The sequence below is a fragment of the Desulfonatronum thiosulfatophilum genome, from assembly GCF_900104215.1.
Taxonomy (GTDB): Bacteria; Desulfobacterota; Desulfovibrionia; order Desulfovibrionales; family Desulfonatronaceae; genus Desulfonatronum; species Desulfonatronum thiosulfatophilum.
Genome location: NZ_FMXO01000001.1, coordinates 36,791 through 63,518, shown reverse-complemented (window position 1 = coordinate 63,518; position 26,728 = coordinate 36,791). Strand labels below are relative to the sequence as shown.

Sequence of the window (26,728 nt, the reverse complement as noted above, 5' to 3'; positions counted from 1 at the left end):
AAGCATTGCCTGCGGCAACCGCTGATAACGTATCGGCAGCCGCAAAGTAACTATTGATTGCATGGTATGAAGTGGTCCGGCTTGTCTCGATTTCTTGGCATCGCCTGTCTGACTGAGTCAGGATTCGTTCATCGAACCATTGCCGGGCGCTTGAAGCGCCAAATGCTGTTTATTCACGCAATGGTTCGATGCTACGAAGCCGACGAGGGAGTTGCGAGGCCGAAAAATCGAGACAAGCCGGACCGCTGGTGAGTAGTTACGCCGCAAAAAAAAGCAGCGGAGGACTTGTAGCCTTCCGCTGCCTTGTCTCGATATGTAAATCGAATATGTCGGATTTACAGGTTATTGTTCCTGCAACAGCCTCAGGAATGGGCTGGAGGGAGTAAGGATGATCTGAGTGTTGCCGTGAAAGGTCTTCTTGTATGCTTCCAGAGTCCGCATGTACTCGTAGAAATCAGGGTTACGGTTCAAGGCTTCACCGAATATTTTCACGGCTTCCGCATCGCCTTCACCGCGCAGGTGCTGCGCCGTCCGCGTGGCTTGCGCCAGCAGGATGACCCTTTCACGATCAGCTTGAGAACGGATGTTGGCGGCGGTTTCTTCACCCTCGGCGCGGTAGGTCTTGGCCTCCCGCTCACGTTCGGCAATCATCCTGTTGAATACGGCGCGCTGTGTTTCCGCGGGCAGGTCGGTGCGCTTGATACGAACGTCGATGACCTCGATGCCGTACTCCTGGACCAGTTCATTGCTTTTGAGCGTCAACTCTTCCATGATCTGCGACCGCTTGGTGGTCACGACTTCAGTCAGGGTGTGCCGACCAAGCAAGACTCGCAACTCGGCATAGATGATGTCGTCCAGGCGGGCCTGCCCCATGGGTAGGGTGCGCAACGTGGTGTAGAACCGCAAGGGATCAACGATGCGCCACTTGGAGTAGTTGTCCACCATCATGTTCTTTTTGTCCCTGGTCAGAATTTCCGCGGGGCGGGAATCGTAGTCCAGGATTCGGGCGTCAAAATACAGAACGTTTTGGATGAAGGGCAGCTTGAAATGCAGCCCGGGTCCCTTTGTCTCTCCCACTGGTCTACCCAGCTGGAGAACGATGCCTCGTTCCGTTTCATCAACAATATAAGCGCTCTGCGTTACCAGAATGAAAAGGAGGAAAGCGGCAACCAGGAATACTGGAAGCGTCAAGCGGGGCGTCTTCATTGTGCGCGCCCTCCTCGAACCGCGGGGGAGCCCGTGGGGGCGGAGGCCCCTGTGGATACCGCGGGTTGACCGGCCTGTCGACCCGCATCAGCGGGTTCAGGATTTCTGGTGCGTGGAGCGATTCTGTCCAGGGGCAGATAGGGAAGAACCTGACTCAAGGCCTGATCCGAGAGAAATGTTTTCGTCAGTTCGGGATTGCTCAGAATCTCCTCCATGGTTTCGATGTACATCCGCGTTCTGGTGACATCCGGAGCCTGATTGTATTCCGCCAGTATGGAGAGGAAGCGTTGCGCTTCACCCTCGGCCCTGCGGACGATGGCTTCCTTGTGCGCCTCGGCCTGGTTCAGGATGATCGCGGCTTCACCGCGAGCCCGGGGCACGATGTCGTTGCGGTAGGCCTCGGCCTGGTTCTGGATGCGAACCGCGTCTTCCCTGGCTCGAACCACGTCTCGAAACGAGTCAATAACCGGTTCCGGCGGCTGCACGTCCTGCAATTGTACCGCCAGGATTTGGATTCCGGATTCGTAACGATCCATGATCATTTGCATCAAGGCACGGGTTTCATCCTGAATGGCCGGTTTGCCATCGGTCAAGGCCGCATCCAGCATGTTGTAGCCGATGACTTCGCGCATGGCCGTTTCAGCGGCGCTTTTCACGGAAGCGTCCGGCATCTGGATGTTGAACAAGTACTTGACGGGATCCTTCAGTTGGTACTGGACGATGAATTGCACATCAACGATGTTTTCGTCACCGGTAAGCATGTGCGATTCTTCAGGTACTATCCTGTACTGCGGTTCCCCCCCCGCGGCCGTAGGCTGTCCGATCGTCCGGTAGCCGATTTCAAATCGCCGGACTTGGGTCACCTTGGGAGTCTTCACGGACTCGAATGGATAGGGGATGCGAAAGTGAGGCCCCGGTTCCGTTATTCGGTGAAAGGCTCCAAAGCGTTGCACTACACCGAGTTCGTCGGGATTGACGATGTAGATCCCGGATGCAAGCCAGAGCAGGAGAACAACCAAGAAAATAACCTTGCCGCCACCAGGCAGCTTGATATTCTTCAATTTGTTCAACTGTTCGTTGATTTGCGCGAGATCCGGGCCCCCGTTCGGAGGGCCGTTCCTTTTCCGTTTGTCTTGGAGTTTATCCCAGTCCCAGTTCATCGCGTGAATATAAGTTAAGAAGCATATCAGGTCAAGACTGTATGCAGGGTATACGGCATGACCTATCGGGGCCTGCGGCAAGTCTGCTCATTAATTGGATCTGCTTGGCTTGAACTCGAAATGTGAATAAGAGATTAATCGTCAAGGCAAACACCACTGAAGTTCATCGACGAGGAGCAGAAACATGAAATCCGTGAAGCAGGAGATATTTCGGGCGTATGATATCCGGGGGGTCGTGGACCGGGATTTTGACGAGGAATGGGTGGAAATGCTCGGCAGAGCATGTGGAACCTTTTTCCTGCAGCACGGCAAGCGGCAAGCCGTAGTCGGACATGATTGCCGGCACAGTTCTCCGGGGTACCAGAGCGCCATGATCAGGGGCTTGCTCGCAACGGGCGTGGATGTCCTTTTCATCAACATGGTTCCAACGCCGGTGTTTTACTATGCGGTCAAGAAGTTCAACCGCGAGGCGGGGGTGATGATCACCGCCAGTCATAATCCACCGGAATTCAATGGGTTCAAGGTGTGGCTCGGCGAGGGGACAATTCACTCAGAGGATGTTCAGGAACTGTACGCCATCATGCGCCGGGGCGAATTCGCCCGGGGGCAGGGCATGGCCGTGGAACACGACGTTGTTCCGGCGTACCTGGAAGAGGTTGGGTCCCAGGTTTGCCTGGAAAGCCCGGTTCGGGTCGTGGTGGACGGCGGCAATGGCGCGGGCGGGGAAATCTGCGCCGAGTTATTGCGGCGGATCGGTGCGGACGTTGTGGAATTGTATTGCAAGCCGGACGGCGATTTTCCCAACCACCACCCGGATCCGACCCGGGATGAAAACAATGTTGATCTGCGGGCCAAGGTTCTGGAGACAAAGGCCCATGTCGGCATCGGTCTGGACGGGGACGGGGACCGTATCGGCGCGCTGGATGAACAGGGTAAGATGATCTACGGGGATCGCCTGCTGGCTGTTTTCGCCCGCCAAATCCTCAAGGACCACCCCGGCGCAACGGTCATCGGGGAAGTGAAGTGTTCGCACCTGATGTTTCAGGATATCGCCGATCACGGTGGAAAGCCGATCATGGGGCAAACGGGCCACTCCCTGATCAAGGCCAGAATGAAGGAAACCAATGCGGTGCTGGCCGGTGAAATGAGCGGGCACATGTTCTTTGCCGACCGCTACTACGGATTTGACGACGCATTGTATGCTTCCCTCAGGCTGGTGGAGATCATCGGCCAGGCACCGGACAAGCCTTTGAGCACGTACCTGGCCGAATGGCCCAGGATCTTTTCAACGCCGGAACTGCGAATGGACTGCCCGGAAGAGATCAAGTTCCAGGTCGTGGAAAAAGCCCAGACCTACTTCCGGGAGCGCTACGACATCGTTGACGTCGACGGGGTCCGGATTGTCCTTCCCGACGGTTGGGGATTATTACGCGCTTCAAATACCCAACCCGTTCTGGTGTTGCGTTTTGAGGCTGAATCCGAAAAAAGACTGACGGAGATTCGGGCTCTGGTGGAAGAGCCCCTGCAACAGTGGATTGCTGAATTCTCCGGCAAGATGCCGTGATTAATGAGCCGGTCGGTCGTGAGCGAGGTCGTCGAGTGCCATTTAGCGTAAGAAGGGATGCCCCCCCCTGGGAGGGGTTGTTGCGAACCCTGGGCGTGATCTTTGTGTTCATGGGCGTGATCTGGCTATTCTGGAAGCATAATCAACGGACCATCGAAATGCTGGATACGCGTCAGGTTGTGATGGATCAGACCGGCGCCTTGACAGAGGAGCAGAAGGATTCCGTCGTGGATCTGTCGCGAGCCCTGCGTGCATCTTTTGGGCTGGAACTGCGCCTGCTCATCGCAACGGATGCCCTCGCCACGCCTGCCCTGGACGCCAAAACCATCTACATTGCCCTGAATCCGGAACAGGAGCAGGTGCTCGTGGTGCTGCCTCCCATTGTGGAACGAGCTTTGGGGTATGGTTTTACAGCCTATCTGCGCCATGAGCACTTCATGCCGTACTGGGAAAGCGGCAACTGGCAACGGGGATTGGGAGAAGCCTTGGGTATGATCTGGGATACATTGAGCAGCCCTGGCGCCGCCCGCTTCGAGCCTCGCGATTCAGGAGAGCAATTTGGAAATGACGGGTCCTACCGGGGCCCCGTGCAAACAGAGGATCAAAAGGAATGAATCAGGAACGGAAGACAATTATTTACACTGATGGAGCATGCCTGGGAAACCCGGGCCCGGGCGGTTGGGGAGCGGTGGTGATCAATGGCCCGGAGCGCCTGGAACTCTCCGGGGGATACGGGCTGACAACCAACAACAGGATGGAAATGCTGGCCGTGGTCGAGGCCTTGAATGCATTGCCGGAGCCCAGTGCGGTCTCGCTGTACACCGATTCAAAATATCTGCATGACGCCGTGAACAAGGGATGGCTGGCGAACTGGAAGCGTAACGGATGGCGGACGGCGGACAAGAAGTCGGTCAAGAACCAGGATTTGTGGATGCGGATTGATGCGCTGCTCAAGACCCATAACGTTTGTTTCAACTGGGTGCGCGGTCATTCCGGAAACCCGGAGAACGAGTGCTGCGACCGACTGGCCAGCGCCGCGGCATCGGGCGCGGGGTTGCCGAAAGACACGGGGTATATCCGGTAGCGGATAGATACATGCCGGAAACGACTGCGGTAATCTTGTTGCGACGGCTGTAAAAAAGGCGTCCCTTGTGCAAGGGACGCCTTGAGTATGACCTGAGCCGCATGCATGCCGACGGCTCGTGAGATAAATCCTACAGGCCCAGCTTTTCCTTGATGTACGCAATGTCCACATTGTTGCTGACGATCTGGGCGCCTTGCTGAATCTTGACCATGTCCCGAAGTTTCATCCGGGACAGAATGGCATCCATTTTCTTGGACATGGTAAAGGTGTCGTCCCGGACGACGATGATGGGCACCCCCTTGACTTCGGCCCGGGTCAGGATGATGTCGTTGGGATAGATGTTGCCGGTGAGAATCAGACATGGACATTCGCCTTCCAGGGCTACGAGCTGGACGTCCGATCTGTCGCCGCCCATGATGATGGCGGTATTCTTGTTCTTGCGGAAGTGGGTCATGAAGTTTTCGACCTGCATGCTGCCGATGAGGAAATTTTCAACGACCCGGTCGGCCTTGTCCTTGGCCGCGACCAGCTTGCCGTTCAATCGCTGGGCCAATTCGCCCACCTGTACCGCGCCGAGCAGCGGATCCCGCGGCAGAATTCCAAGGACCTTCACGCCGCTGCGTTCCAGGAAGGGAACGAGCATGTTTTTCAACTCATCCATGAAATCCATGGGAACATCGTTCAGAATCGTGCCGATCAGCTGATCTCCCAGGGTGTCCTTGAGCACCACAAGGTAGTCGTAATTCAACTCCTTGGAGTAGCGATCGATGACGATGGATTTGATGCCCAGGGTGCGGATGACCTCGACCGCGTCGACATTGCAGTATTTTCCGGAATACATGCTTCCGGAGCCGGCCACGATGGTGACGTCCTTCCCTTTGCTGATTGTTTCGTAGCTGCGCTTGATGTCGCCCATGAGATCGTGGGTCAGGCCGCCAAAGGCCTTGGTCTTGAAGTCTTCGGTGACAAGAACCGGGGTGACGACTTCAGGATCCTCGCTCAGGCCCAGGACATCCTGGACAAAGAAAGCATCCTCATCGCCCATTTTGCCGTCTTTTTGCACGGGCACGGCGCCCACTGGCTTAATGTAGCCGACGTTCAGGCCGTCTTTTTGAAATTTCAGACCAAGTCCCATGGCTATCAGGTTCTTGCCTGAATAACCGGACGTCGAGCCAACATACATGCCGACCATAGGATGCCTCCTTCAGTACGTTCGTTATCGTGTGGGGTGAATGAACTTCCGTCAATCTTCTAGCAATTTACTTCAATCAAATTACGCGGACTCAATATCAATCGCAAGGTTTTCAAGGCAAGTCTCCTCCAACCTAGATAAATGGCATGTTCTGCCCGATGAAAGGTTGGATGGACAAGCAAGCAGATCGGATCCTGTTTTAAAAATCGGTTGACTGGGTATTTTTTTCCTTGATAGCTGCACCTCTCCGGAGCACGGACCTTCGGGGAATGGCAGCAGGTGAGGGCTCAGGCGCGATCCGGTGCAGGAATGCTTGCCGCCGGACATGAACGGGCAGCCCTGCCAAGTGAAAGGCCGACAACGCTCGGTGAATGAACAGGTTCATTTGCACATATAACAGGGGGAAGGTCAACGTGACACTGACTCGGGATGAGTTGTCAAAAAAGAATTTCAATTACACGTTTGGGGATTTGTGTTTGTTGCATGAAGCATTGACGCACAGCTCCTTTGCAAACGAGTCTGCCGGAAGAGGCCAGAGCAACGAGCGGCTGGAGTTTCTGGGAGACGCGGTTCTGGAGCTGTGCATAACCGAAGAGCTCTTTGCCCGGTATCCCGATGCCAACGAGGGACAATTGACCACGTTCAGGGCCATGCTGGTCAACGAAGCTGTCCTGGCCGACCTGACCCGCAAACTGCGGATCGACCAGGCCCTGTTGCTTGGTCGGGGGGAGGAGAATCAAGGAGGGCGGCACCGCCAGGCACTGCTAAGCGATGCTTTTGAGGCCTTGCTGGGTGCCGTTTTTCTGGATGGAGGCTATGCCACGGCCAAGGAGTGGGTTGTCGAGCAGTTTGCCGATCTATGGCCCAAACAGGTTGAGGTGACCGTGGAGAAGGATCATAAAACCAAGCTGCAGGAATTGACCCAACAGAATTTTCGGGACAGACCGTCCTATGTTCTGGAGGGCAGCTCTGGGCCGGAGCATGAGCGAACCTTTCATGTCCTGCTCAAGCTGCCGTCTGGGGATGAGTTTCGAAGTTCGGGGAGCAGCGTGAAAAAAGCCGAACAAAATGCCGCAAAGCAAGCCCTGATGTTCCTCAAAAACAGTTGACCTGCGGCGGTAGACATCCGTCCCATGGAACCCACGGTCCATGGGACGGATGTCATGAGGAGGTCAACCGATGTCACAAGTACTGCAATTTTGTTACTGATAAACCGGCTGTGCCGACTAACCGCTGATGAGCTGCATGGCCATTCTGGGCAGGGAGTTGGCCTGGGCCAGCATGGCAACCGCAGCCTGGGTGATGATCTGGTTGCGCACGAACTCGGTCATCTCCAGAGCCACATCCGCGTCTGAAATCCGTGATTCCGCCGCCTGAAGGTTTTCGGCCTGGATGGAGAGGTTGGTGATGGTGTTGGCCAGGCGGTTTTGCAGAGCGCCGAGGCTAGCTCGAATATTATCTTTGGAAAGGATGGCATTCTCCAGGGCATCAAGCGCTTGCTGGGCGCCCTGTTGGGTGGAAATGGAATATCCTGCGCTCTCCTCCAGGTGTGGAGCACTTTTGGCCCCTCTATTCGCGCTGCTGCCCACTCCCAAAGCCGAGGCCGTGGAATTGCCGATGGCGATATAGTAGTAATCCTCAGCACTACTGTTTGCCGGCCCGAAATGGATTTTAAGCGGTCCAGTTGAATTCAATCCTTCGCCTTTATGATCTCCACCCCAATTGGCTGCGTTTGCGGCTGAAGAAGAAAGGTTGCCGTTCAGGAGGTAGATCCCGTTGAACTTGGTGGCGTTGGCAATTCGGGTGATTTCCGAGGCCATGGCCTGGTATTCCGAGTCGATGATCAGGCGCTGGTCCGAATTGTAGGTGCCGGTGGCGGCCTGAGTGGCCAGTTCCTTCATCCGGATCAGCTTTTCGTCGATAACGGCCAAGGCTCCGTCCGCGGTCTGGATCATGGAGATGGCGTCGTTGGCATTGCGGATGCCCTGGCGCATGGAGGAAATCTCCGCGCGCATCAATTCGCGAATAGCCAAACCCGCGGCGTCGTCCGCGGCGCTGTTGATGCGCAAACCTGAAGAAAGCCGTTCCGTGGACGTCCCAAGCCTGCCATAACTTTGGGCAAGGTTCCGGGCGGCATTCTGGGCCATTAAGTTGTTATTGATAGTCAAAGACATAGCAAGACCTCCTCAAAAGGTGTGACACGGTAATGTCTCGTGCTAAGCAATCCAGATGCCAATATTAAATATCTACATTATTTCAATAACTTGAATTGCCTGGCGCTTTTTGAGGCGACAAATTCTCAAGGATTCTGAACAGGTACAATTGACTGCGTCATGTATAATGATGTTTTGAAGTTTTTATTTTAAATTCAATATATTATGGTATAAAAATTTTTGTCGACTCGAATTCTTCGAGTGAACATCCATGTCATTGGCATGACACGAGGCTGAAAATATTGCTTATCCAACTTGGGCTGCATCCCAGGCAGTGGCAATGGTCAGTGGTTGTATTTATAAGAGTTACCGGTAGCCCGTGAGATGAGTAGCAAATCTCATTTTTTTCAATGTATTGAGATATTGAATCTTGCTGCTTGCGTTGAAAGGCGGGCAGTACGCCAATGATGATTGGAACGCCTGAATGCGTACCTGGCCCTAAAGTAATCAGCCTTACTGGCCGATATTTTAATTGAAGCGATGAGGAGTTCGCCCTGATCAAACTTCGGGTTCACTCGATCATTTTAGCGAGAGTGATTTGATCAGACGGCGAAGACAGGACAAGGCAATCCGGTCAACTCCAGATATTTGGAAGTTTCAAAAGATTGCGGCGTCAAGGAGGAGGAGTGTGGATATGGAACTGGTAAGTGTTGTGGAAAAAATTGCATCCCCTTCAGAAGAGACATTGCTGAACAATGTCGAGAAGATCGATGAAAAAGCAAAAATGACTGTCGAGCCTGGTGGTCATGGTCCTGACGGCATTTCTCCAAGACAGGCCAAGAACATTTTGATGGAGGCCATGGATGTCGCCAAGGACAGGTTGGACGGAACGGGATTGAATGTGCGGCTGAAAATGACCGACAAGAGCGAACGGTTTCAGGTGGAGGTCTACAATCCGGAAACCAAGGAGGTGTTGCGACGTTTTCCGCCGGACGAGATCATCCGACTGGCTGAATCCATTGACGAAATGGCCGGCTTGATCGTGGATCGCTCACTGTAAAGGAAGGAAGACGACAAGTTCAGCCATGGGCTTTTTCTTGTGAGCCCTCCGGAAATTGGGTAGATATATTTGCTTCAACGCTGATTTGCGTTGAACATCTGGTGAACTTACACCCAGAAAGCAATACATCCCGCCACCTCACCTTCTACCCAACCATCTCATGCCCGGAATAGATCTGCACACCCACTCGAATGCTTCCGATGGAACCCTGACTCCCACTGAATTAATCCAGACGGCGGTTGCCGCTGGTCTGGAGGCCATTGCCCTGACCGACCATGATACCACCGGCGGCCTGGACGAGGCCTCCCGCGCGGCCGAGAATCTGGGAATAGAATTCATTCCAGGTTGCGAGCTGAGCGTTGTTTCGCCTCACGGCAATATGCACATCCTGGGGTACTGGATCCCCTCGGGCCAGAGCGCGCTCAGCGACTCCCTGCAGTATCTGCGTGACCGCCGGCATGAGCGCAATCATCTGATCATGGCGAAACTCAACGCCCTGGATATGGAAATTGTCTATGAAGAGGTTCTGGCCGTGGCCGGAGGCGATGCCGTGGGCCGCCCCCATATTGCCCAGGTGATGCAGGCCAAGGGATATGTGCGGGATACCGGCGAAGCCTTCCGGGATTATCTCGGTTCCGAGGGCAAGGCGTATATTCCCAAAGTCAAGCTGGACCCTCGCCAGGGCATTGAGCTCTTGAAATCCGTCGGAGCCACGGTGGTCCTGGCGCATCCGTTTCTGCTCGGATTGCAGGGGCCGGATCTTCGGGGTGTTCTGCGCCAGCTCAAGGAATTGGGCCTGGACGGTATTGAAGCACATTACACCTTGCATCGGCCGGATCAGACCAACCTGTACCTGCAACTGGCGCGGGAGATGGATTTTCTGGTCACCGGCGGGTCGGATTTCCACGGCTCCGTCAAGCCGGATGTCCAATTAGGCGTCGGCCGCGGCGGTTTGTTCGTATCCGCCGAGTTGTTGGAGACGATGAAGGAACGTCGTGTCCAACAGGGGCTTTCCGTCTGATCGCGCATTGACAACTGCTGATGGCTTTTCATTCGCCTTGCCCTGAACTGCTGGCGCCGGCCGGCAATCCCGTCAAATTCCAGGCTGCGTTGCTCTACGGCGCGGATGCCGTGTATCTCGGCGGACCTTCATTGAATCTGCGGGCCGGGGCCGACGGCTTTGGGCGGGAAGCTTTGTCCGATGCCTTGGTCCAGGCTCATTCTTCCAATGTCAAAATCTACTATTGCCTGAACGCGTTTCCCCAGGAGAAGGATCTGGGCCTGGTTCGAACCTGCCTGGAGCTGCTTTCGGACATGGGCGATGCTTGCGTTGACGGGCTGATCGTGGCTGATCCCGGCGTGTTTTTTCTGGCCCGGAAGATTTTGCCGCATGTCCCGATTCATGTCAGCACGCAGGCCAATACCGGCAACAGCGCCGCTGCCGCATTCTGGCGCGAGTTGGGTGCGACGCGGATCAATCTGGCGCGGGAGCTGGCCTTGGGCGATATCCGGAGCCTGGCCCGGGCCGTGCCGGATTTGGAACTGGAAATGTTCGTCCACGGCGCCATGTGTCTGGCCCTGTCCGGACGCTGTTCGCTGAGCGCCTATCTGAACGCCCGCTCCGCGAACAAGGGCAGCTGCACCCAGCCCTGCCGGTTCAAGTATCGGGCAAAGGCCATGGCCGTGGAAGAACAGCTGCGGCCTGGCGAAATTCTGTGGGAAGTTTTGGAGGACGAGGATTATACGGCCTTTTTCAGCCCGCGCGATCTCTGCCTGGTCAAATATCTGCCCTGGATTTGGAAAAACCAAATCAGGGCCGTGAAAATCGAAGGCCGGATGCGTTCCGCGGCCTATGTCGCCCTGACTTGCGACGTCTATCGCACGGCATTGGATGATCTGGGCATGGGGCGATTCCGGCCGAGTTTGTATCTGCATGAACTTGGACTGGCTTTGCATCGACCCATGGATTCCGGCTTCTTTCTTCCCGGTGCTCCGAGTACGACCGCCAGACGCTGGGATTGCGCAGGCCGGATGACCATGGTCGGCCACCTGATCCGTCAGGAAGGACAGGAAAAATGGATGGTCCAGGTTCTGGATCGCTGGGACGCGGCCAAACCTTTGGAACTGGTGTTGCCGGGCCTGCGGCGCCCTGTGGTGGAGGCGTCGGAGTATGGCCTGGAGAACGAGCGGGGCGAAAAGCTTGCTGTCGCCCATCCAGGACAGCGCGTCCTGCTCTCCTGCGGTCACCCATCCTGCCGACCGGGCATGTTTGTCCGGCAGGACCAGCCGGAAAGAATTTCACCCACCCGATAGTTCAAGGTGTCGGCTCAACGTAGCTGATCATCCCGCGGCCATATCCTCCAGGGCCGCCTTGTCCAGGAGCCGGATGGTGCGCCCGTGGACCTCGATCACGCCGTTTTCGGACATCTTTTTCAGGGTCCTGGAGAGGGTTTCCGGCGTGGTGCCCAGCAGGGTGGCCAGCTGGCCCTTGGTTACATCCAGTTCCACTTCGTCCGCCCGCACCAGCTCGCTGCCGGCATGCAGCAGATACGCCGCCAGCCGGGCCGGGCTTTCCTTGAGGGACAGGTTTTCCACCAGCCTGGTCAACTGACGCAGCCGCTTCGACAGGTCGGCCAGCATGTTCATGGCCAGATTCGGATCCTTGGCCAGAAGCCTGCGAATGGCGGCCCTGGGAAAGAAAAAGGTTTTCGTCTCACGCAACGCCGCGGCATTGGCCGGATAGGCTCCCCCGGAATAGACCGGGACTTCGGCAAAAATTTCATCCGGCCCGACGAAATGGAGCACCTGCTCCTTGCCGTCAAATGACATCTTGAACACCTTCACCTGCCCGGAAAGAACAAGAAAAAAGCCCGCCGCCGGATCTCCCTCGGAGAAAATCAGATCGCCGGGCTGATACCTGATCGGTTCGGCAATATTGGCCAGCGCCTGGAGTTGCTGCGTGGACAGCCCTTGAAAGACCGGCATCTTGCCGAGCAGGGTAGTGATGTGTTCATCCATGTTGGACTCGGTGTGTTGGCGTGTTGGCGATGATGTTGTCGAAAAAATGACGACTCATGTCATCCTAAAAAGCGTACGCTGCTTTTTTTCAAAAAGCGGACTGGATTATAGGAGAGTTTCGCCTTGCGCAGTCCTTCGTCGTCCAGATCCTGTTCGCGATTGACGTACTCGAAGCCGCTTGCCGCATTGGCCAGGAACAGCTTGTTGATGGCCTGATAGACGCCCTTGTAGCCGGTGTGCCCCTTTTCAAAGTGGATGACCATGGTGTTTTCGGTCAGGGCCTCGGCCACGGTATAGGCGACGATCTCCTCATTCACCTCCAGAACGCCGCCCTTGAGCCCCGGAATCCTGTCCCACTCCTTGAGAACGCGTCCTATGGCCGTGTTCTCCGCTTCCAATGCATCGGAATGGGCGCATTCTTTCCAGGAGCACCAGTTCTGCTGCATTTCCAGCACCCGCTCCACGCAGTCCATGTCCAGATCGTGATAGACTGCTTGGTAATTTCGATCAAACTGATTGAAGTGATTCTTTTTTTTGTGAAACCGATTTCCTTTCAGTTCCACCAACTCCCGGACCAGATAGATGTAATCCCACTGCCCCCGGGCATCGGACACCACGAGCCGCTCGCCGAAACAACCCCGCCAGATGCGGGCCAGTTCCTCGGGCACGCGCTGAAACCGGGCCGACCTGAGCCTTGTGGCATGCTCCTCCCAATCAATCTTCTCCCATGATCCGATAGGGGCCCAGTAAACAGGTTCCGGCTTCTGTTGCCTGATCCAGACCAGGTCCTTCTCGAAAAACCATTCCAGGCCATACTCCTCAGCCCAGCCGAAGATGTTCGCAAAGCTGTAGTCCGATGTTTTCTGGGAGCACTGGGCCAGCAACAGCAGATACTGCTCCTGGTCCCGCAAACTGACAGGGTGGAATTCAATGGGCATGATGTTCTTGATTGTTTTGGATGATGTTGAGGATTGTCGCGGTCATGAAGAGCGGCCACCGGAACGTGCCGGTCACGACCGCAGGGCAAGATCCGGAGTAGCGGCTATGCGCGCACAAGGGACGAGACGACCAGACGGTGGATTTCCTGGGCCGTCCGGGGATCGACGGATTCCAGCTCGCGCAAGGCCTCCGGGGTGAGCAGGAAAGTTTCCACTGCGGATTCCGCCTGATAAGAACAGCAGGATCGCCAGGGCTCATAGGCAGCGGGCACAGCGAAAAAGGTGCCCTGGCCAAGAGTTCGCAGCGTAGTGCTTCGCCCCGAGGAAACCGTAACGCTCTCTCGGACAGCGCCTTGATGAATGAAGAACATCCCGGGCGCCGGGGCGTTTTCTTCCAGCAGTTCCTGCCCCGCGGCAAATGAACGGGCCTCCAGATATGGACGGATTCGTTCCAACAGCGTTTCAACGTGTTCCTGCTGTTCCAGCTGATCCAGAAGATCGTCGGCGACCTCATCGAAGAGTTGGCCATGGGATCTTCTTCGTGAGTCCGGCGTGGCTTTGGCCATGGTCGTCAGTGCAGTGTTCAACAACTGGTCCTCGATCCATTCCAGGGCCGTGTTTTTGTCCGGAAATATCCGAACCTTGGAAGCCGTTTCCGGTCCAGCGACCTGGTTGAACAGGTCCACGAACAGCCCTGGTGGTGCTGTAAGAATGAAATTTTCATTGCGTGCAGAGATGCGTTGGGCCAGACGGACGAAATTGTTTACCGCCGAGATGTCGAATCCGGTCACTTTCTGAAAATCGACCAGAATGAAGCGGGCTTCCTCGTTGGTCCAGGCTTGCATGACCGCCGAGGTCAAGGCGTTCACGGAACCGAAAAAAAGAAAGCCGTTCAGATTAAAGATATAGGCACTTCGTCCATGCTCCGCAAGCAGACGCTGATGGGGCAGGGGGCGTGCCTTGCGGCTGCGGGTCTGGGCGCAGGTGGAAGTGGACTCGACAGCCGGAATCCGAGTGAGCTTGGCCACAAACAAGGTCACGGTCGCCAGCAGACCCAGCAAAACACCGTACAAATATCCAAATATGCCGATAGTGGCAAAAACGCCGACCACGATCATGTAGTCGGCCCTGGGCATGCGTTTATAGGTATCCAGTATCCAGTCCGAAAGGAAAAAAAGGCCCAGAAGCAGTAAAAAGCCGCCCAACAGAGCCTTGGGGAAAATGGAGATGATTTGCCCGCCGAAAAAAAGCGTCGCGATGAACATGGCTGTGGCCGTCAGCCCGACGATCCTTGTGTCAGCGCCGGTCTTGAACCCCAGCATGGCGAGACTAAGGGAGGTGTATCCGGCGGATGACCCGGCCAGCGCCGCCAAGGCATTTCCGCCGCTGTTGACCAGTAATTCCCGGTTCAAGTCCAGGTCTCGCTGCGCGGCCAGTTCGATGCCGCCGGTGTTCAGAAGAAATCCAAGCAGGGAGATGAAGGGTATGATGGCCAAAGTCGGCAGCTGGGGAAAGAGGGCGTTCCATTGGATGAATTGATAATCCGAAAGGCTGAATACCGGCCAGAGGTGCGCCGAGGAGAAGGAAGCGAAAAAAAGTCCCGATTCTCGGGCCTGTTCCATATCCAGGTCAAAGACGGGCATGGCCAGATGGTAAAGGATCAAGCCAACGATCATCGAGCCGGGCAGAATTAAAAAGTGCGACCAGCGGCGCAGACAGAAAAACAGCAGCAGGGCATAGGCGGCTCCTGGGGCCCAGAGCATGAGCGCTTCCGTGGACAGCAAAGCCGGCACCGTGGACCAGGTCATGGAAAACCCGGTCATCACTTCCAGGCTGCCTTTGCTCAGCAGCCAGCCGGTGCCGGCAAGAAACCCGGCAACAACAGGATAGGGCATGAACCGGATGTAGCCTGCAAAACGCATGACCCCGGCCAGCAGGAAAAACACGGCAGTGGCCATGGTGGAAAGGATCAATGCAGCCACAACCGTGATGAAGGCCGCCTCGGTGTATCCGGTACCCAACGTCACGGCGATGCCGGCCGCGGCTCCGGCAAAAATGGCCACGGGAGCATCCTGAGGGGCAGTGATGGTGGGGCGAAAACTGCTGAAAAGGGCTGATATCAGAAGGAGCGCCACGGCGCCGGCCATGGTCAATCCCATGCCCCGTTGGGCGTGAACCTCCAGAGGTCCGGAAAAAATCATCGCGGCAAAGGAAACCTGAATAATGATCAACATCAGGCTGATCACCAGCCCGATACTGATTCCGGAAAGACACTTGACCGAGCCGATGTCGTTCAGGATTTCTCGGGTCAAGGATCGGCTGGAGGAAGCAGCGGATGGATCGTTCATGATTTCCTTTCAACGGTCAGAGATTGGCTGGATTCACTCTTCTGGGCTTAAAATCTTAACCGCATGATTTCGTTGTGTGTTTACCAAGAATTTTGCCCAGGTCAAGCAGGCAGGCCACTCTGCCTAGACTTGAGAGCTGTGTCGAGGTGAAAGGCAAGCCGTACGACCCGCTTTCTGAATTTGTTGCTGGCTATGGGTGGCACGGGCATATATTTGCGGATTATCATTTCACAAGAAATTTTTCTCCAAATGCAAGACGATAATAAATTTTTACTGAGTTACTCAGAAATTTAAATAATAATGCTGAAGGTTTTTCAAGAAGAAGGTATTGGCATGCATATTGATGAATGATCAGCATGAAAACGAATAGTTTTACAAAAATTTGAATTGATATCCGATAAGCAACATTTTTCCGAGTAACTGATCAATCAATTGTGGTAAGTATGGCCTGGATGCCCGCCTTCGCGGGCATGACGTGACTGGAAAGCGTTCAATTGAAGTCATTCCCGCGAAGGCGGGAATCCACTTGCAAGGTAGCACGCAAGCTGTGCCCGATCTATTTGAGCAGTTACTTTTCCGTATGGTGTTGAATCCTGTTCATTGCAGAGTGCTTGTCTCGGCGCTGCCGCGGTTACGACGTCGGCTTTCGTTTCAGCCCCTGGCTCAGGGGAGTGCTGTTGCGACGGATGGACATATTCATGTTCATCCGTTGTTCATTGTCGGCTGATCAGGCCATGACATGGAACATAACATTTTGCTGGACAGGACTATGTTGTTCAGCTGCAAACCGAATGGAGGAGGGGAAAATGATGTCGTCAATTTGCGGTTCATTTGCTCAACCCGGACGAAGAACGCTCTGGGCAACAATTCTGGTTGTCTGCCTGTTGACGGCGCCAGGCATCAATTGGTGGAGCGCTTCCGAAGCCGGCGCATCGCCGCAGCTCAGCGTCATCTATGTTCCCACGCCGGAGAGGCTGGTCCATCGCATGTTGGAAATGGCCGAGGTTCGGGAGGATGATTACGTGATTGATCTCGGCTCGGGGGATGGCCGCATCGTGGTCGCGGCTGTCAGGGATTTCAACGCCCGGGCTGCTCACGGCATCGACCTGGATCCCCAGCGGGTTGCCGAGGGCCGGGAAAATGCCCGCCGGGCCGGCGTCGAGGACCGCGCCACTTTCGAGGAGGGGGATCTGTTCGAAATGGATTTTTCCGAAGCCACAGTGCTGACCATGTACCTCCTGCAAACGTTGAATCTGCGCCTGCGCCCGGTGATTCTGGAGACGATGAGACCCGGAACGCGAGTCGTCTCCCACGCCTTCAACATGGGCGACTGGGAACCGGACCAGCATGAAGTGGTCGACGGACGCAACGCCTATCTCTGGATCGTTCCCGCACAGGTGCAGGGGCGATGGCAGCTCTCCACAGCCGACGGCAGGGAAGTCACCCTGTCCTTGACCCAGTCTTACCAGAACATCAGCGGTCATGCCGTGGTGGAAGGCGCTTCCATGGACCTTAATGACGTAAATCTGCGTGGCGACGAGATCCGCTTCGTCATCGGCTCCGACAACTATGTCGGCAGGGTGGAAGGCGATACGATGGTTCCCGTTCAAACCTCCGGCGCGGCGCAAGGCTGGAATGCCAGACGCAACTAGCTGCCGGCCAGCCTCAAACGAAAAGCTTCGCGGCGGACTGAGCGTTGCCGACGGTGTCGCGGTTCTGGTCGGCGTGGTCATCGGCATCGGCATCTTCGGTTTTCCGCCCCTTGTGGCCCAGCAGGCAGAGACCCCATACATCTACATGGGCTTGTGGCTGGCCGGTGGGCTGATCATGCTGCTGGGCGCGCTCTGCTACGCGGAACTGGGCTCGACATACCCGCATGCAGGAGGCGAATACCACTTCCTGCAGCGGGCATGGGGATCAGGGGTGGGCGTGCTTTTCGCATGGGCTCGCGGCACTGTCATCCAGACCGGGTCGATTGCCGCGGTGGCTTTCATCTACGGGGAATACGCACAGCAGCTGGTGCCCCTTGGGGCATGGGGCGCTGCAATGCACGCGGCCGTCGCCATCATGGGGCTGACGGCCCTGAATATTGTCGGCACCCGTGAAGCCAAGCGGGCGCAGATCCTGTTCTCGTCGATGACCGTTCTGGCCCTGGCCCTGGTTATCGGCGGCGGACTGCTCAAGTCGGCGCCGGCCATGGCGGAGCCGATCATCGGCGCCGGGACCTCAACCGCTTTGAGCGGCAATCCGGCCGGGGCTTTAGGCATGGGCATGGTCTTCGTCCTGCTCACCTACGGCGGCTGGAACGAGACGGCCTACCTGTCCGGAGAACTGCGCGACCCGCAGCGGAGCATGAGCCGGGTCCTGTTGCTCGGAGCAGCCATTGTCATCTTCGTGTATGTCCTGGCCAACCTGTCGTATCTGCACATTTTCGGACTGGAAGGCCTGCGTGAGACCCATGCGGTGGGAGCGCAGATGATGCAGCTCGTTGCCGGCCCCAGGGCCGCTTTCCTGTTGAGCGTGATGGTCTGCATCGTGGCTCTGAGCACCCTCAATGCCACAATATTGACCGGGGCCCGCGTCTACTATGCCCTGGGGCGCGACGTACCGCGTCTTTCCATGCTCGGCGCCTGGAGCGAGCGCTCCGAGACGCCGGTCAGGGCGTTGGCGCTCCAGGGGCTGATCACCCTGGCCCTGGTCCTGTTCGGGGCCATGACGCAGGACGGCATCGGTACCATGGTCGCCTACACCGCGCCGGTTTTCTGGCTGTTCATGCTCCTGACGGCGATGTCCGTTTTCGCGCTGCGTCACCGGGATCCGCTTCGCAGACGTCCCTTTCGGGTCCCCGTGTACCCGCTCACCCCGCTGCTGTTCGGGATAACCTGTCTTGGATTGCTATGGTCGAGCACCCTCTATGCGGGGCCCGGCGCCATTGTCGGATTAGGTGTCCTTGCCGCAGGCGCGCCCTTGCTGCTGTTGCGGGGCCGGAACACTTCGACTGGATAGTTGCGGCACCTGTTTCCAGCCGCTGTCATGCCCCGGTCTGTTGATCGAGACATTTTTCATCGCTTCCGGTTCCCAGCCACTTGTCGAGAATCCCTGCCAGCTGAGCGGGCTCAAGAGGCTTGGACAGAAAGTCGTTCATGCCTGCCTCGAAACACTTCTCCCGATCCTTGTCCAGGGCGTGTGCGGTCATCGCGATGATAGGCACGTCGGGATTCTTGGCGGCAACGGAGACGTTTCCGGACCCGGAGCGGATCATTCTGGTGGCTTCCAATCCGTCCATGACGGGCATTTGAATATCCATGAAGACCAGGTCGTAGGCGGAATGTTCGAGGATGGTCAGGGCCTCGGCGCCGTTCTGCGCCAGTTCCGCCTGAACACCCATTTTTTTCAGGATGCCCAAGGCAACCTGCTGGTTCACGATATTGTCTTCCACCAGCAGGATTTTCGCCGACTTCGGTATGTTCGGCAACGCAATACCTTGTTTGTGAGAGGGTCGGCAGGCACCGGCATCGCCCGCGCCAAGCATCGCGGTCAGGCAGTCCAGCAGGACGGAAGGCCTGACCGGCTTGGTCAAGGAGGCCGAAAACCCGAGTGCTTGAATGTCCTTCCTCATGTTATGACGGTTCAGGGGGATCATGGCCAGCATTTTGGTCAGTGGAAACGCTTTTGCCAGCCTGGTCGTTTCCGGATTCAGCGGTTCCTCCGCCTTGTTCAAGGCCAGATTGACCAGAGCAACCCTGAATGGGGTCCCCATGCTCGCCGCCTCGGAGAGCAACTTCTGGACAGTCCGATGATCGGGCGCATCCACGGGAACAAAATTCCAGTGGGTCAGCCACCGGATGAGCATTTCCCGGGCTGTGGCGTTCTCCTCCCCGACCAGAACACGTGTGCCCCGGACCTCCAAGGGGGCATCCTTCGGGAGGGCGTTGTGAGAAGTCTTTAAACTGATGTCCACCCGGAATTCCGTGCCCTTGTGCACAGTGCTCTGGACAGTGATCTCCCCGCCCATCAGTTCGACCAACTGCTTGCAGATGGCCAGTCCGAGCCCGGTGCCGCCGTATTTCCGGGAAGTGGAGGCGTCGACCTGGGTAAACTTGTTGAACAGCTTGCCGATCTTGTCCGCCGGAATGCCGATGCCCGTATCCCGGACAGCCATTCGCAGCCAGGCTTGGCCGCCGCTTCGCTCCAGCAGAGATACGCGCACGCAGACCTCCCCGTCGGTGGTGAACTTCAAGGCATTGGAGGTCAGGTTGGTCAAAATCTGGCTCAGCCGCTTCTTGTCCCCGTAGAGCATCACGGGCACGTCCGGGTCCGCGGCACAAATGAATTCAATCCCGTTTTCCCCGGCCTTGAGAGCCATCATGGCCGCGAATTCGTCGAGCATGTCATGCAGTGAGAATTCAATCTGCTCCAGCTCCATCTTGCCGGCCTCGATCTTGGAAAAATCCAGGATGTCGTTGATCAGGTTGAGCAGGGTCGTGGCGCTGGAACGGACCACTTCGGCCTGATAGCGCTGTTCGGCATTCAGGTTCGAGTCCATCATCAGTTCGATCATCCCGACGACGCCGTTCAGGGGCGTCCGGATTTCATGGCTGATGTTGGCCAGAAAGTCGCTCTTGGCCGCATTGGCCTGTTCGGCCGCTTCCTTGGCCGACTGGAGCTCCCGGTTGACCTCGCGTAGCTCGGCCTCGGTTTTGTTCAGCTTGATGTTTTGCTGCATGGCCGATTCGAAGGTGGACAGGAGCATGTCGATGATCTGGAAGCGGCTGGAATTCAGGGTGTAGTACTGTCCGGCAAAAAACACCTCCACCGAAACCTGGGCGATGCCAGCCTTGCGCAGTTCCATGTTCGTCAGAATGTGCTCCAGGCGGCGCAGCAGCAATTCCTGGTCATAGGGCTTGGTGATGAAGTTGTCCGCACCGCACTGGATGCCCCGAATCACATTGCGTGGATCGGACAAGGACGTCAGCAGGATAACGGGGATATCGCGGAGCTGATCGTCGTTCTTGATCCGGGAGCACATTTCATAGCCGTCCATTTCCGGCATCATGATGTCCGTGACCACCACGGTGGGATGGACGTGTTGCGCCATTTCCAATCCCTGTTTGCCGTTCCGGGCCAGGTGGACCACGTAACCTGCCTCTTCCAGAAGGTGCTGCAGGCGCAGGGCCTGGGTCAGGCTGTCTTCGACGATCAGGATTTCTTTGCTGGTTTTCATGAATGGCTCTTGGGAGTGTGAAGTTTGGGAACGGCGGTCAATGTGAGAAGCATCTCGGCGATCTTGCCCGGCGGCAGCATATAGGTGCATGCACCAAGTTGAAGGGCTTCGCCGGGCATGCCGTGGATGATGGACGAGGCCTGATCCTGGCCGAATGTGATCCCCCCGGCGTCCTTGATCATCTTCAGTTCCGCGGCTCCGTCGCGGCCCATGCCCGTGAGCAGGATGCCGATCCCGGCGCTGCCAAGGGCTCGGGACACCGACCGAAACAGACAGGAAACCGCCGGACGCATGGAATGTTCCGGTGGTGCGTCGCTGAGCACCACGGTGGAGTGCGGCCCATACAGCAGATGCAGGTTGTCCGGAGCGACATAGGCGTGACCGGGAAGAATGGTTTCACCGTGCCTGGCCGGACGGACGGACATGGGAACGGTGTTGTTGAGCCAGTCCGCGAAACCGTCGGCAAAGCCCGCGGCAATATGTTGCACGATGAGCAAAGGCACGGGAAACGTTGCCGGCAGGGCGAACAGCAGTTCCTGGATTGCCGTTGGTCCGCCTGTGGACGCGCCCACCGCCACGACCTGGATCGGTTTGACGGGCAATTCCTCGGGTCGGAGGTCGGTGCTGGAGATTTCCCGGCGCGGGACACGAAGCTTGCGAACCTTTGCCGCGGCGGCCTGCCTGATGGTGGAAAGCAGCTCGACTGTGGACGCGGCGTGATCCGGATGACGCAAGCCGGCCCGTTGCTGCAAAATGGCCACGGCTCCGGCCTCCATGGCCTGGAAGGTCCGGGACACCTCGCCAGGGCGCCACAGGGAACTGATGATCACGATGGGCACCGGATCTGTTTCCATGATCGCGCGGGTGGTCTCGAAACCGTCCATTTCCGGCATCTCGATATCCATGGTGATCACGTCGGGACGCGAGTGTCGCAGGAACTTCAGGGCCTCGCGGCCGTTGCGGGCCATGCCGACAACCCGCATTCCCGGATCGGTTCCGATGAGATGTTCCAGGTATTCCCGCACGGATTGGGAATCGTCCACCACAAGAACGTTGATCATGTCATTTGCCAAAATTTAGTTCCAGAAGAGCTCTTCAGCATATTCCGATGGGAAGAAAGGTTTTGCGTTTCATGGTGTCGTTCATCTCGCCAGCCGGCGCAGCACTTCCAGCAGATTGCCCTGATCGAAACTGCTTTTGACGATGTAGGCGTCCGCGCCGACGTCTATGCCGCGTTCCTTGTCCCGGCGCGATTCCAGCGAGGTGACGAGCACCACGGGAAGATGCGCTGTGTTCTTGTCGGAACGGATCCTCGACGTCAGGTCGAACCCGTTCAGTTCCGGCATTTCAACATCCGAAACAACGAGGTCGAAACGTGTTTGATGCAGTGCTTCCCAGGCAGCGGCTCCGTCAACCGCAACCCGTACCTCGTAACCCGCCGCGGTGAGGATGTTCTTGAGCAGGGTTCTGGAGGTGATGGAGTCCTCGGCCACCAGTATCTTGAGGCGGGGCTTTTCCGGTGATGTCGGGGCGGCGCGGGTCGGGCTCGCGATCCGGACCGCGGATCGCAGCAAATCGTTGACGTTGAGCACCGGAGAGAGCCGGCCCGAGCCGAGTACCGCGGCTCCGGAGACATTCCGCACCCGGACCAGTTGCCTGCCCAGGCTTTTGATCAAAATTTCCTGTTCGTTGAGTACCGCGTCCACGGAAAAAGCCATTTGTTGCCGCCCTGCCTGCAGGACAACCACCGTGATATGGGAAGATGCGGGCGGACTGTCGGGCAAAGGGGCCATTTTCAAAACCTGTCCAAGGCGCAACAGGGGCAGGTGAGCGCCCTGGAAGGCAATGCCGTCTCGTCCTTCCAGGGTAAAGACGGCATCCCGCGGCAGACGCAACGTGCTTTGGACATGGGCAACCGGGAGGACGAAGGTCTGTCCGTATTCGCTGACCAGGAGCCCTCGAAAACCGGCCATGGACATGGGCAGGGTGATCCGAAAGACGCTGCCGCGGTGCGGAAAACTTTGGATCTGGATGTCCCCGCCCAGGTTTTCCACGGCTTCCAGAACAATGGCCATGCCCAGACCGCGTCCGGATATATCGGTAATGATCCGGCTGGTAGAGATCCCGGAGCGCAGAATCAGTTTCAAGGTTGCCTGCTCATCGAGATTTTGGGCTTCTTCCTGGGAAATCAGTCCTCGCTTGAGGGCTATGTCGCGGATTTTCAGCACATCCATGCCCGCTCCGTCATCGGAAACCACGATTTGGAGGAGGTTGCCGCGGATTTGCGAAAAGGCCACGCGAATGGTTCCGATTTCCGTTTTGCCATGGTTGCGGCGAATCTCCGGAGGCTCGAGACCATGGTCGATGCAGTTGCGTACCAGATGGACCAGCGGATCCTTGATTCGCTCCAGGATGCGTTTGTCCACTTCGATATCCGTACCGCTGGACGTGAACAAGGCCTCCTTGCCCTGGGCGCGGGCAATATTCCGTACGGTTCTGGGCAGGACGTCGACGAGAGCGGCCGCCGGAAACATGAGCACGGACTTGGTTGTCTCCAGCAGATCGGCAATAAGCTGACCGGCCCCGCGAGTTTGCGCGATCAGAGCGCCGCGCATGGCATCCAGACCTTCTTCGAGTTCCATCAGTCGGGACTGGTTCCAGTCCCACGACTGGAGCATGGTCCGCAGATCCTTGTCCTCCGGGGTGGAGCCGTTGCCCTCGAATCGGCGGGAAGTGCGTTTTGCCGTACCCTCAAGCTGGCTCCAGCGTCGTTTCCACGGGCCAAGCAAGGCAAGGATGTCGGCCAGATCCTGGGTGCGCTGTTCCAGGGCCAGCTTGATGGAAACAAGCTCTTCGGTCCGCAACAGGATGGAATCCAGCTTGCGGGCGGAAATGCGGATGGTTTCGGCAGTTGGATCAGGGGGCGTCTCCGGAGCAGGGAGCGCTGGGGAAGTTTCGGTTGCCGGTTCAGGCGCGGTTGCAACGGGAGGATTCCGTTGCGGCTCAACAGCGGCATCCGTTTGTTCCGCGGATGAAAGGGGCTGCTCCGGGAACGACAAGGGCTCGTCATTCTGGGTCCGCGGGACCGGCTGAACGGGCTTGGCCGGCTCTGGAACACCTTCGGCGCGGACCGGAATATCCGCGGGAAAGGCCTTGGAACGCGGGGTTGCGGAAGGATTCGGTAACGAAGGATCGCCCCGGCGGGCGACGATCTGGTCCAGGGTGGCCAACAGCTCGTCGTCCGGGATTTGTTCCGCGGCGTTCGGCGAGGCGAGCATCGCGCCCAGGACGTCCACGGTGCGCTGGAGGATGTCGTAATCCTCCCCGTGCAGCGTCAGCTTGTTATTCTTGAGCGCCAGGAAGATGTTTTCCAGGGAATGACAGACCGTTCCAATGCCGCCCATGTCCACGGTGTGCGCCGCTCCCTTCATGCTGTGGGCGGCACGGAAAACCTCTTCCACGGCTTGTTTGCTCTGGGTGGAATCGTCCTGGCGTTCAATTTCCACCAGTCCCCGGACAATGGTCCGCAGATACTCATCGGCCTCCACGGCAAAGGTTTTGCGCAGCCGCAAGAGGAATTCATGGTCGGATAGAGGCATGTAAGATCGCTGGATCCTGGTTCAATGGGTGAAGGGGCTTCATCTGTTTCGATCAGACCCTGCCAGCAGAAAAGCCGAATCTGCAAACCGCGCAACATGCTCAGACTTTGTACTTCCCGATCAATTCGCTCAACTTGAGACCCATGTCGCGCAACCCGCGGGCAGCGGCCTCGAGTTGGCGCATGGCGGACACGTTCTGGTTCCCGGCTTCCTTGATATTGACCATGGCCTGGGAAACCTGATCCATGCCCAAAAGTTGCTCCTTGTTCGCGGCCGCGATCTGGGCGGCGGACTGGACCGACTCCGTAAAGGTCTTGTTCAGGCTCTGGATGGCGGCCGTGGCTTCCCGGGCCTCATGCACGCCTTGATCCACGGCCTTGCCGCCTTGTTCCGTCGCCATGACCGCGGCGGCAGTGGCTTTCTGGATGTCGTTGAGGATGGCGCGCACCTTGCGCGTGGCCTGCTTGGACTGTTCCGCCAGGCTGCGAATTTCCTGGGCCACCACGGCGAAACCCCGCCCCTGTTCTCCGGCCCGGGCCGCTTCCACCGCGGCGTTGACCGCCAGGAGGTTGGACTGCTCCGCAATGTCGTCCACGCTGGCGGTGATCTCCCCGATGGCCTGGGTCTGATCGCTGAGTTTCATGATGGTGTCGGCGATGGAAATCATCTGCTCGTTGATCCGTTCCATACCCTGGGCCAGGGTTTCGGTGGTCTGCTGCCCGGCCTGGGCGGTGCGTAGACCTTTTTGGGCATTGTCCGCCACATCCCGGGCCTTATGGCTGGTGATCTGGGCGGTTTGCTTGACCTCCTCCACCGTGGCCACGGTTTCGGTCACGGCGGCGGCGCTTTCCTGGGCCCCGGAGGTGACCTGGGTGACCGAGGCGGAAATCTGGCCGGCGGATGCGCCCAGGGATGCGGAAACCTCGGCGATTTCCTGAAGTTGCGTCCTGAACGCCGTGCTCATTTCGTGCAGGGCCCTGGCCAGAACGCCGATTTCGTCCTGACGCTCCCGCAAGGTCTCGGGCACTTCCTTCCGCAAATCTCCTGCGCTGATTCGTTTCAGCAGGTCCACGCCGGAATTGATGGGGCGGCTGACGCTGCGCGTGATGGTCACGGCCAGAAAAATACCCAGGAGCAGCCCCAAGCCCATGGCGATCAGACTGACGGTCTGGAGCAGCGAGCTCTGGGCTTTGGCCTCGCGGAGCGTATCCTCGGCCATTTCCAGGTTCCGGGACACCAACTGGTCCAGGATGATCAGGGCTTCTTCCTGCCGCTCGGTCAGCGGGCCCAGAAGCTGGGTCAGGGCGGTTTCCAGGAGTCGGGCTGAACGGTTGGCTATGTCCAGCATTTCCCGGAACCGGAAGAACACTTCCTGCATGCTTGGGATCATTTCGGCCATGTATAAAGCTTCAGCCTGACCGCGGCTGTCTTGTCCCATGGCCTGCTTGATCCGGCCGACGGAGTCGTGAAAGCGGTGATGGGGGGCGATGAAGGCGCGCAGCAGTTCGTGCAGTTCCTGGTTGTCCGTGGAGAAAGAGGGCAGCCAGCGTCCGAAGTTGCAGGCCGCGGGATCATCGCCCCCGGTGAACGTGTCGTCGCGGTAGACGAGGTGGAGCACCTCCTGAACCAGGATATAGTGGTCCTTCATGAACCGTTCGATTTGTCGGGAAACTGCTATGGGATCGGCAATGCCAAGTGCGTCGAACTCCCGGCTGATGTCCATGAAGAGCGTGCTCTCGACCTGCCAGGCGTCCCAGGCCGTTGTGAACTCTCGCCACAGTTCAGCATCCTGCTGGTCGTGCTCCAGAGAGGAAAAAATCTCCTGTGCGGCGTGCAGGCGCCGGCTCATGACCTGCATCAGTTCATACTGCTGGCGTCGATCCTGGATGGCTATCCCAGGGATGCCCAGAATGCGCTGGGCGCCGCGCAGCTTTTCTGCCTCGGCCTTGATTTCCAGAAGACTGGTCACGCCCTGAAGCCGATGCGATCCGATATCGCGCAGAGCCTGTTCGGTCCGGGAAATGCCGTAATGGCCGACGAGTCCCAGCAAAACGGCAATCCCCACCAGAAGACCGAATCCCCATCCAAGTTTCTTGCCGATGTTCAGATTTGCCAGGTTCAGCATCATTCAGCTCCGAGTTTCTGTTTGTGGACGGACAGTACGTGGCGCCGAAGTTTCAAC

The 26,728-nt window shown here is 57.4% G+C and carries 20 protein-coding genes; 9 read left to right on the top strand and 11 right to left on the bottom strand.

The annotated features are described in order from the left end of the window. Positions 1–342: 342 nt before the first annotated feature. Together hflC and hflK are read right to left on the bottom strand one after the other, a co-directional pair. Complete coding sequence (hflC, locus tag BLP93_RS00260) at positions 343–1,206, bottom strand: protease modulator HflC (protein ID WP_092116046.1); 864 nt, start codon at positions 1,204–1,206, stop codon at positions 343–345. Beyond that, positions 1,203–2,366, bottom strand: coding sequence for an FtsH protease activity modulator HflK (gene hflK / locus BLP93_RS00255; RefSeq protein WP_092116045.1), 1,164 nt, complete (start codon positions 2,364–2,366; stop codon positions 1,203–1,205). The genes hflC and hflK overlap by 4 nt, the downstream gene beginning before the upstream one ends. Before the next feature lie 184 nt (positions 2,367–2,550). Here hflK and BLP93_RS00250 point away from each other — a divergent pair, with 184 nt between their 5' ends. The 3 genes from BLP93_RS00250 to rnhA are packed head-to-tail and all read left to right on the top strand — an operon-like array spanning position 2,551 to position 5,014. Continuing rightward, positions 2,551–3,930: a phosphomannomutase/phosphoglucomutase gene (locus tag BLP93_RS00250; RefSeq protein WP_092116043.1), complete on the top strand. Its 1,380-nt coding sequence runs from the start codon at positions 2,551–2,553 to the stop codon at positions 3,928–3,930. Positions 3,931–3,965: 35 nt separating this feature from the next. After that, positions 3,966–4,544, top strand: a complete 579-nt coding sequence (locus BLP93_RS00245; protein ID WP_139162866.1) for a TPM domain-containing protein — start codon at positions 3,966–3,968, stop codon at positions 4,542–4,544. After that, the gene (rnhA, locus tag BLP93_RS00240) at positions 4,541–5,014 is read left to right on the top strand and encodes a ribonuclease HI (RefSeq protein ID WP_092116039.1); all 474 of its coding nucleotides are present in this window, start codon (positions 4,541–4,543) and stop codon (positions 5,012–5,014) included. Before BLP93_RS00245 ends, rnhA begins: the two co-directional genes overlap by 4 nt. A gap of 130 nt (positions 5,015–5,144) precedes the next feature. Here the strand turns inward: rnhA and BLP93_RS00235 are convergent, their stop codons facing one another. Next, on the bottom strand, positions 5,145–6,206 hold the full coding sequence (locus tag BLP93_RS00235; RefSeq protein WP_092116037.1) for a phosphotransacetylase family protein: 1,062 nt from the start codon (positions 6,204–6,206) through the stop codon (positions 5,145–5,147). Positions 6,207–6,577: 371 nt separating this feature from the next. On the opposite strand from BLP93_RS00235, the gene rnc reads away from it, so the two are divergent. Further along, positions 6,578–7,315 (top strand): ribonuclease III, encoded by a 738-nt coding sequence (gene rnc, locus BLP93_RS00230; RefSeq protein ID WP_092116035.1) that lies wholly within the window; start codon positions 6,578–6,580, stop codon positions 7,313–7,315. Positions 7,316–7,432: 117 nt separating this feature from the next. Here the strand turns inward: rnc and BLP93_RS00225 are convergent, their stop codons facing one another. Further along, on the bottom strand, positions 7,433–8,380 hold the full coding sequence (locus tag BLP93_RS00225; protein WP_092116033.1) for a flagellin N-terminal helical domain-containing protein: 948 nt from the start codon (positions 8,378–8,380) through the stop codon (positions 7,433–7,435). A 673-nt stretch (positions 8,381–9,053) separates the two neighbouring features. On the opposite strand from BLP93_RS00225, the gene BLP93_RS00220 reads away from it, so the two are divergent. The 3 genes from BLP93_RS00220 (at position 9,054) to BLP93_RS00210 (ending at position 11,732) form a co-directional block, all read left to right on the top strand. Beyond that, positions 9,054–9,419, top strand: coding sequence for a flagellar protein FlaG (locus BLP93_RS00220; protein WP_092116030.1), 366 nt, complete (start codon positions 9,054–9,056; stop codon positions 9,417–9,419). 160 nt (positions 9,420–9,579) lie between these two features. Next, complete coding sequence (locus tag BLP93_RS00215) at positions 9,580–10,440, top strand: PHP domain-containing protein (protein ID WP_092116028.1); 861 nt, start codon at positions 9,580–9,582, stop codon at positions 10,438–10,440. A gap of 20 nt (positions 10,441–10,460) precedes the next feature. Continuing rightward, entirely contained in the window at positions 10,461–11,732 is a 1,272-nt protein-coding gene (locus tag BLP93_RS00210; protein ID WP_092116026.1) for a peptidase U32 family protein, read from the top strand. Between the two features lie 27 nt (positions 11,733–11,759). On the opposite strand, the gene BLP93_RS00205 is transcribed toward BLP93_RS00210, so the two are convergent. The 3 genes from BLP93_RS00205 to BLP93_RS00195 form a co-directional block, all read right to left on the bottom strand. Beyond that, the gene (locus BLP93_RS00205) at positions 11,760–12,437 is read right to left on the bottom strand and encodes a Crp/Fnr family transcriptional regulator (RefSeq protein WP_092116024.1); all 678 of its coding nucleotides are present in this window, start codon (positions 12,435–12,437) and stop codon (positions 11,760–11,762) included. Between the two features lie 59 nt (positions 12,438–12,496). Continuing rightward, complete coding sequence (locus BLP93_RS00200) at positions 12,497–13,375, bottom strand: DUF2156 domain-containing protein (protein ID WP_092116022.1); 879 nt, start codon at positions 13,373–13,375, stop codon at positions 12,497–12,499. A gap of 104 nt (positions 13,376–13,479) precedes the next feature. Beyond that, positions 13,480–15,723 carry a SulP family inorganic anion transporter gene (locus BLP93_RS00195; protein WP_092116020.1) on the bottom strand — a complete coding sequence of 748 codons (2,244 nt, stop codon included), beginning with the start codon at positions 15,721–15,723 and terminating at the stop codon, positions 13,480–13,482. Between the two features lie 806 nt (positions 15,724–16,529). Between BLP93_RS00195 and BLP93_RS00190 the strand changes: the two genes are divergently transcribed. Together BLP93_RS00190 and BLP93_RS00185 are read left to right on the top strand one after the other, a co-directional pair. Further along, complete coding sequence (locus BLP93_RS00190; protein WP_161946130.1) at positions 16,530–17,375, top strand: SAM-dependent methyltransferase; 846 nt, start codon at positions 16,530–16,532, stop codon at positions 17,373–17,375. Next, positions 17,359–18,729: an APC family permease gene (locus BLP93_RS00185; protein WP_092116017.1), complete on the top strand. Its 1,371-nt coding sequence runs from the start codon at positions 17,359–17,361 to the stop codon at positions 18,727–18,729. Before BLP93_RS00190 ends, BLP93_RS00185 begins: the two co-directional genes overlap by 17 nt. 25 nt (positions 18,730–18,754) lie before the next feature. Here the strand turns inward: BLP93_RS00185 and BLP93_RS00180 are convergent, their stop codons facing one another. The 4 genes from BLP93_RS00180 to BLP93_RS00165 form a co-directional block, all read right to left on the bottom strand. Further along, positions 18,755–20,947: a response regulator gene (locus tag BLP93_RS00180; RefSeq protein ID WP_161946129.1), complete on the bottom strand. Its 2,193-nt coding sequence runs from the start codon at positions 20,945–20,947 to the stop codon at positions 18,755–18,757. Continuing rightward, the gene (gene cheB / locus BLP93_RS00175; protein WP_092116502.1) at positions 20,944–22,008 is read right to left on the bottom strand and encodes a chemotaxis-specific protein-glutamate methyltransferase CheB; all 1,065 of its coding nucleotides are present in this window, start codon (positions 22,006–22,008) and stop codon (positions 20,944–20,946) included. The genes BLP93_RS00180 and cheB overlap by 4 nt, the downstream gene beginning before the upstream one ends. 81 nt (positions 22,009–22,089) lie before the next feature. Then, complete coding sequence (locus tag BLP93_RS00170; protein ID WP_092116013.1) at positions 22,090–24,546, bottom strand: hybrid sensor histidine kinase/response regulator; 2,457 nt, start codon at positions 24,544–24,546, stop codon at positions 22,090–22,092. Between the two features lie 100 nt (positions 24,547–24,646). After that, on the bottom strand, positions 24,647–26,674 hold the full coding sequence (locus BLP93_RS00165) for a methyl-accepting chemotaxis protein (RefSeq protein WP_092116011.1): 2,028 nt from the start codon (positions 26,672–26,674) through the stop codon (positions 24,647–24,649). Positions 26,675–26,728: the final 54 nt, after the last annotated feature.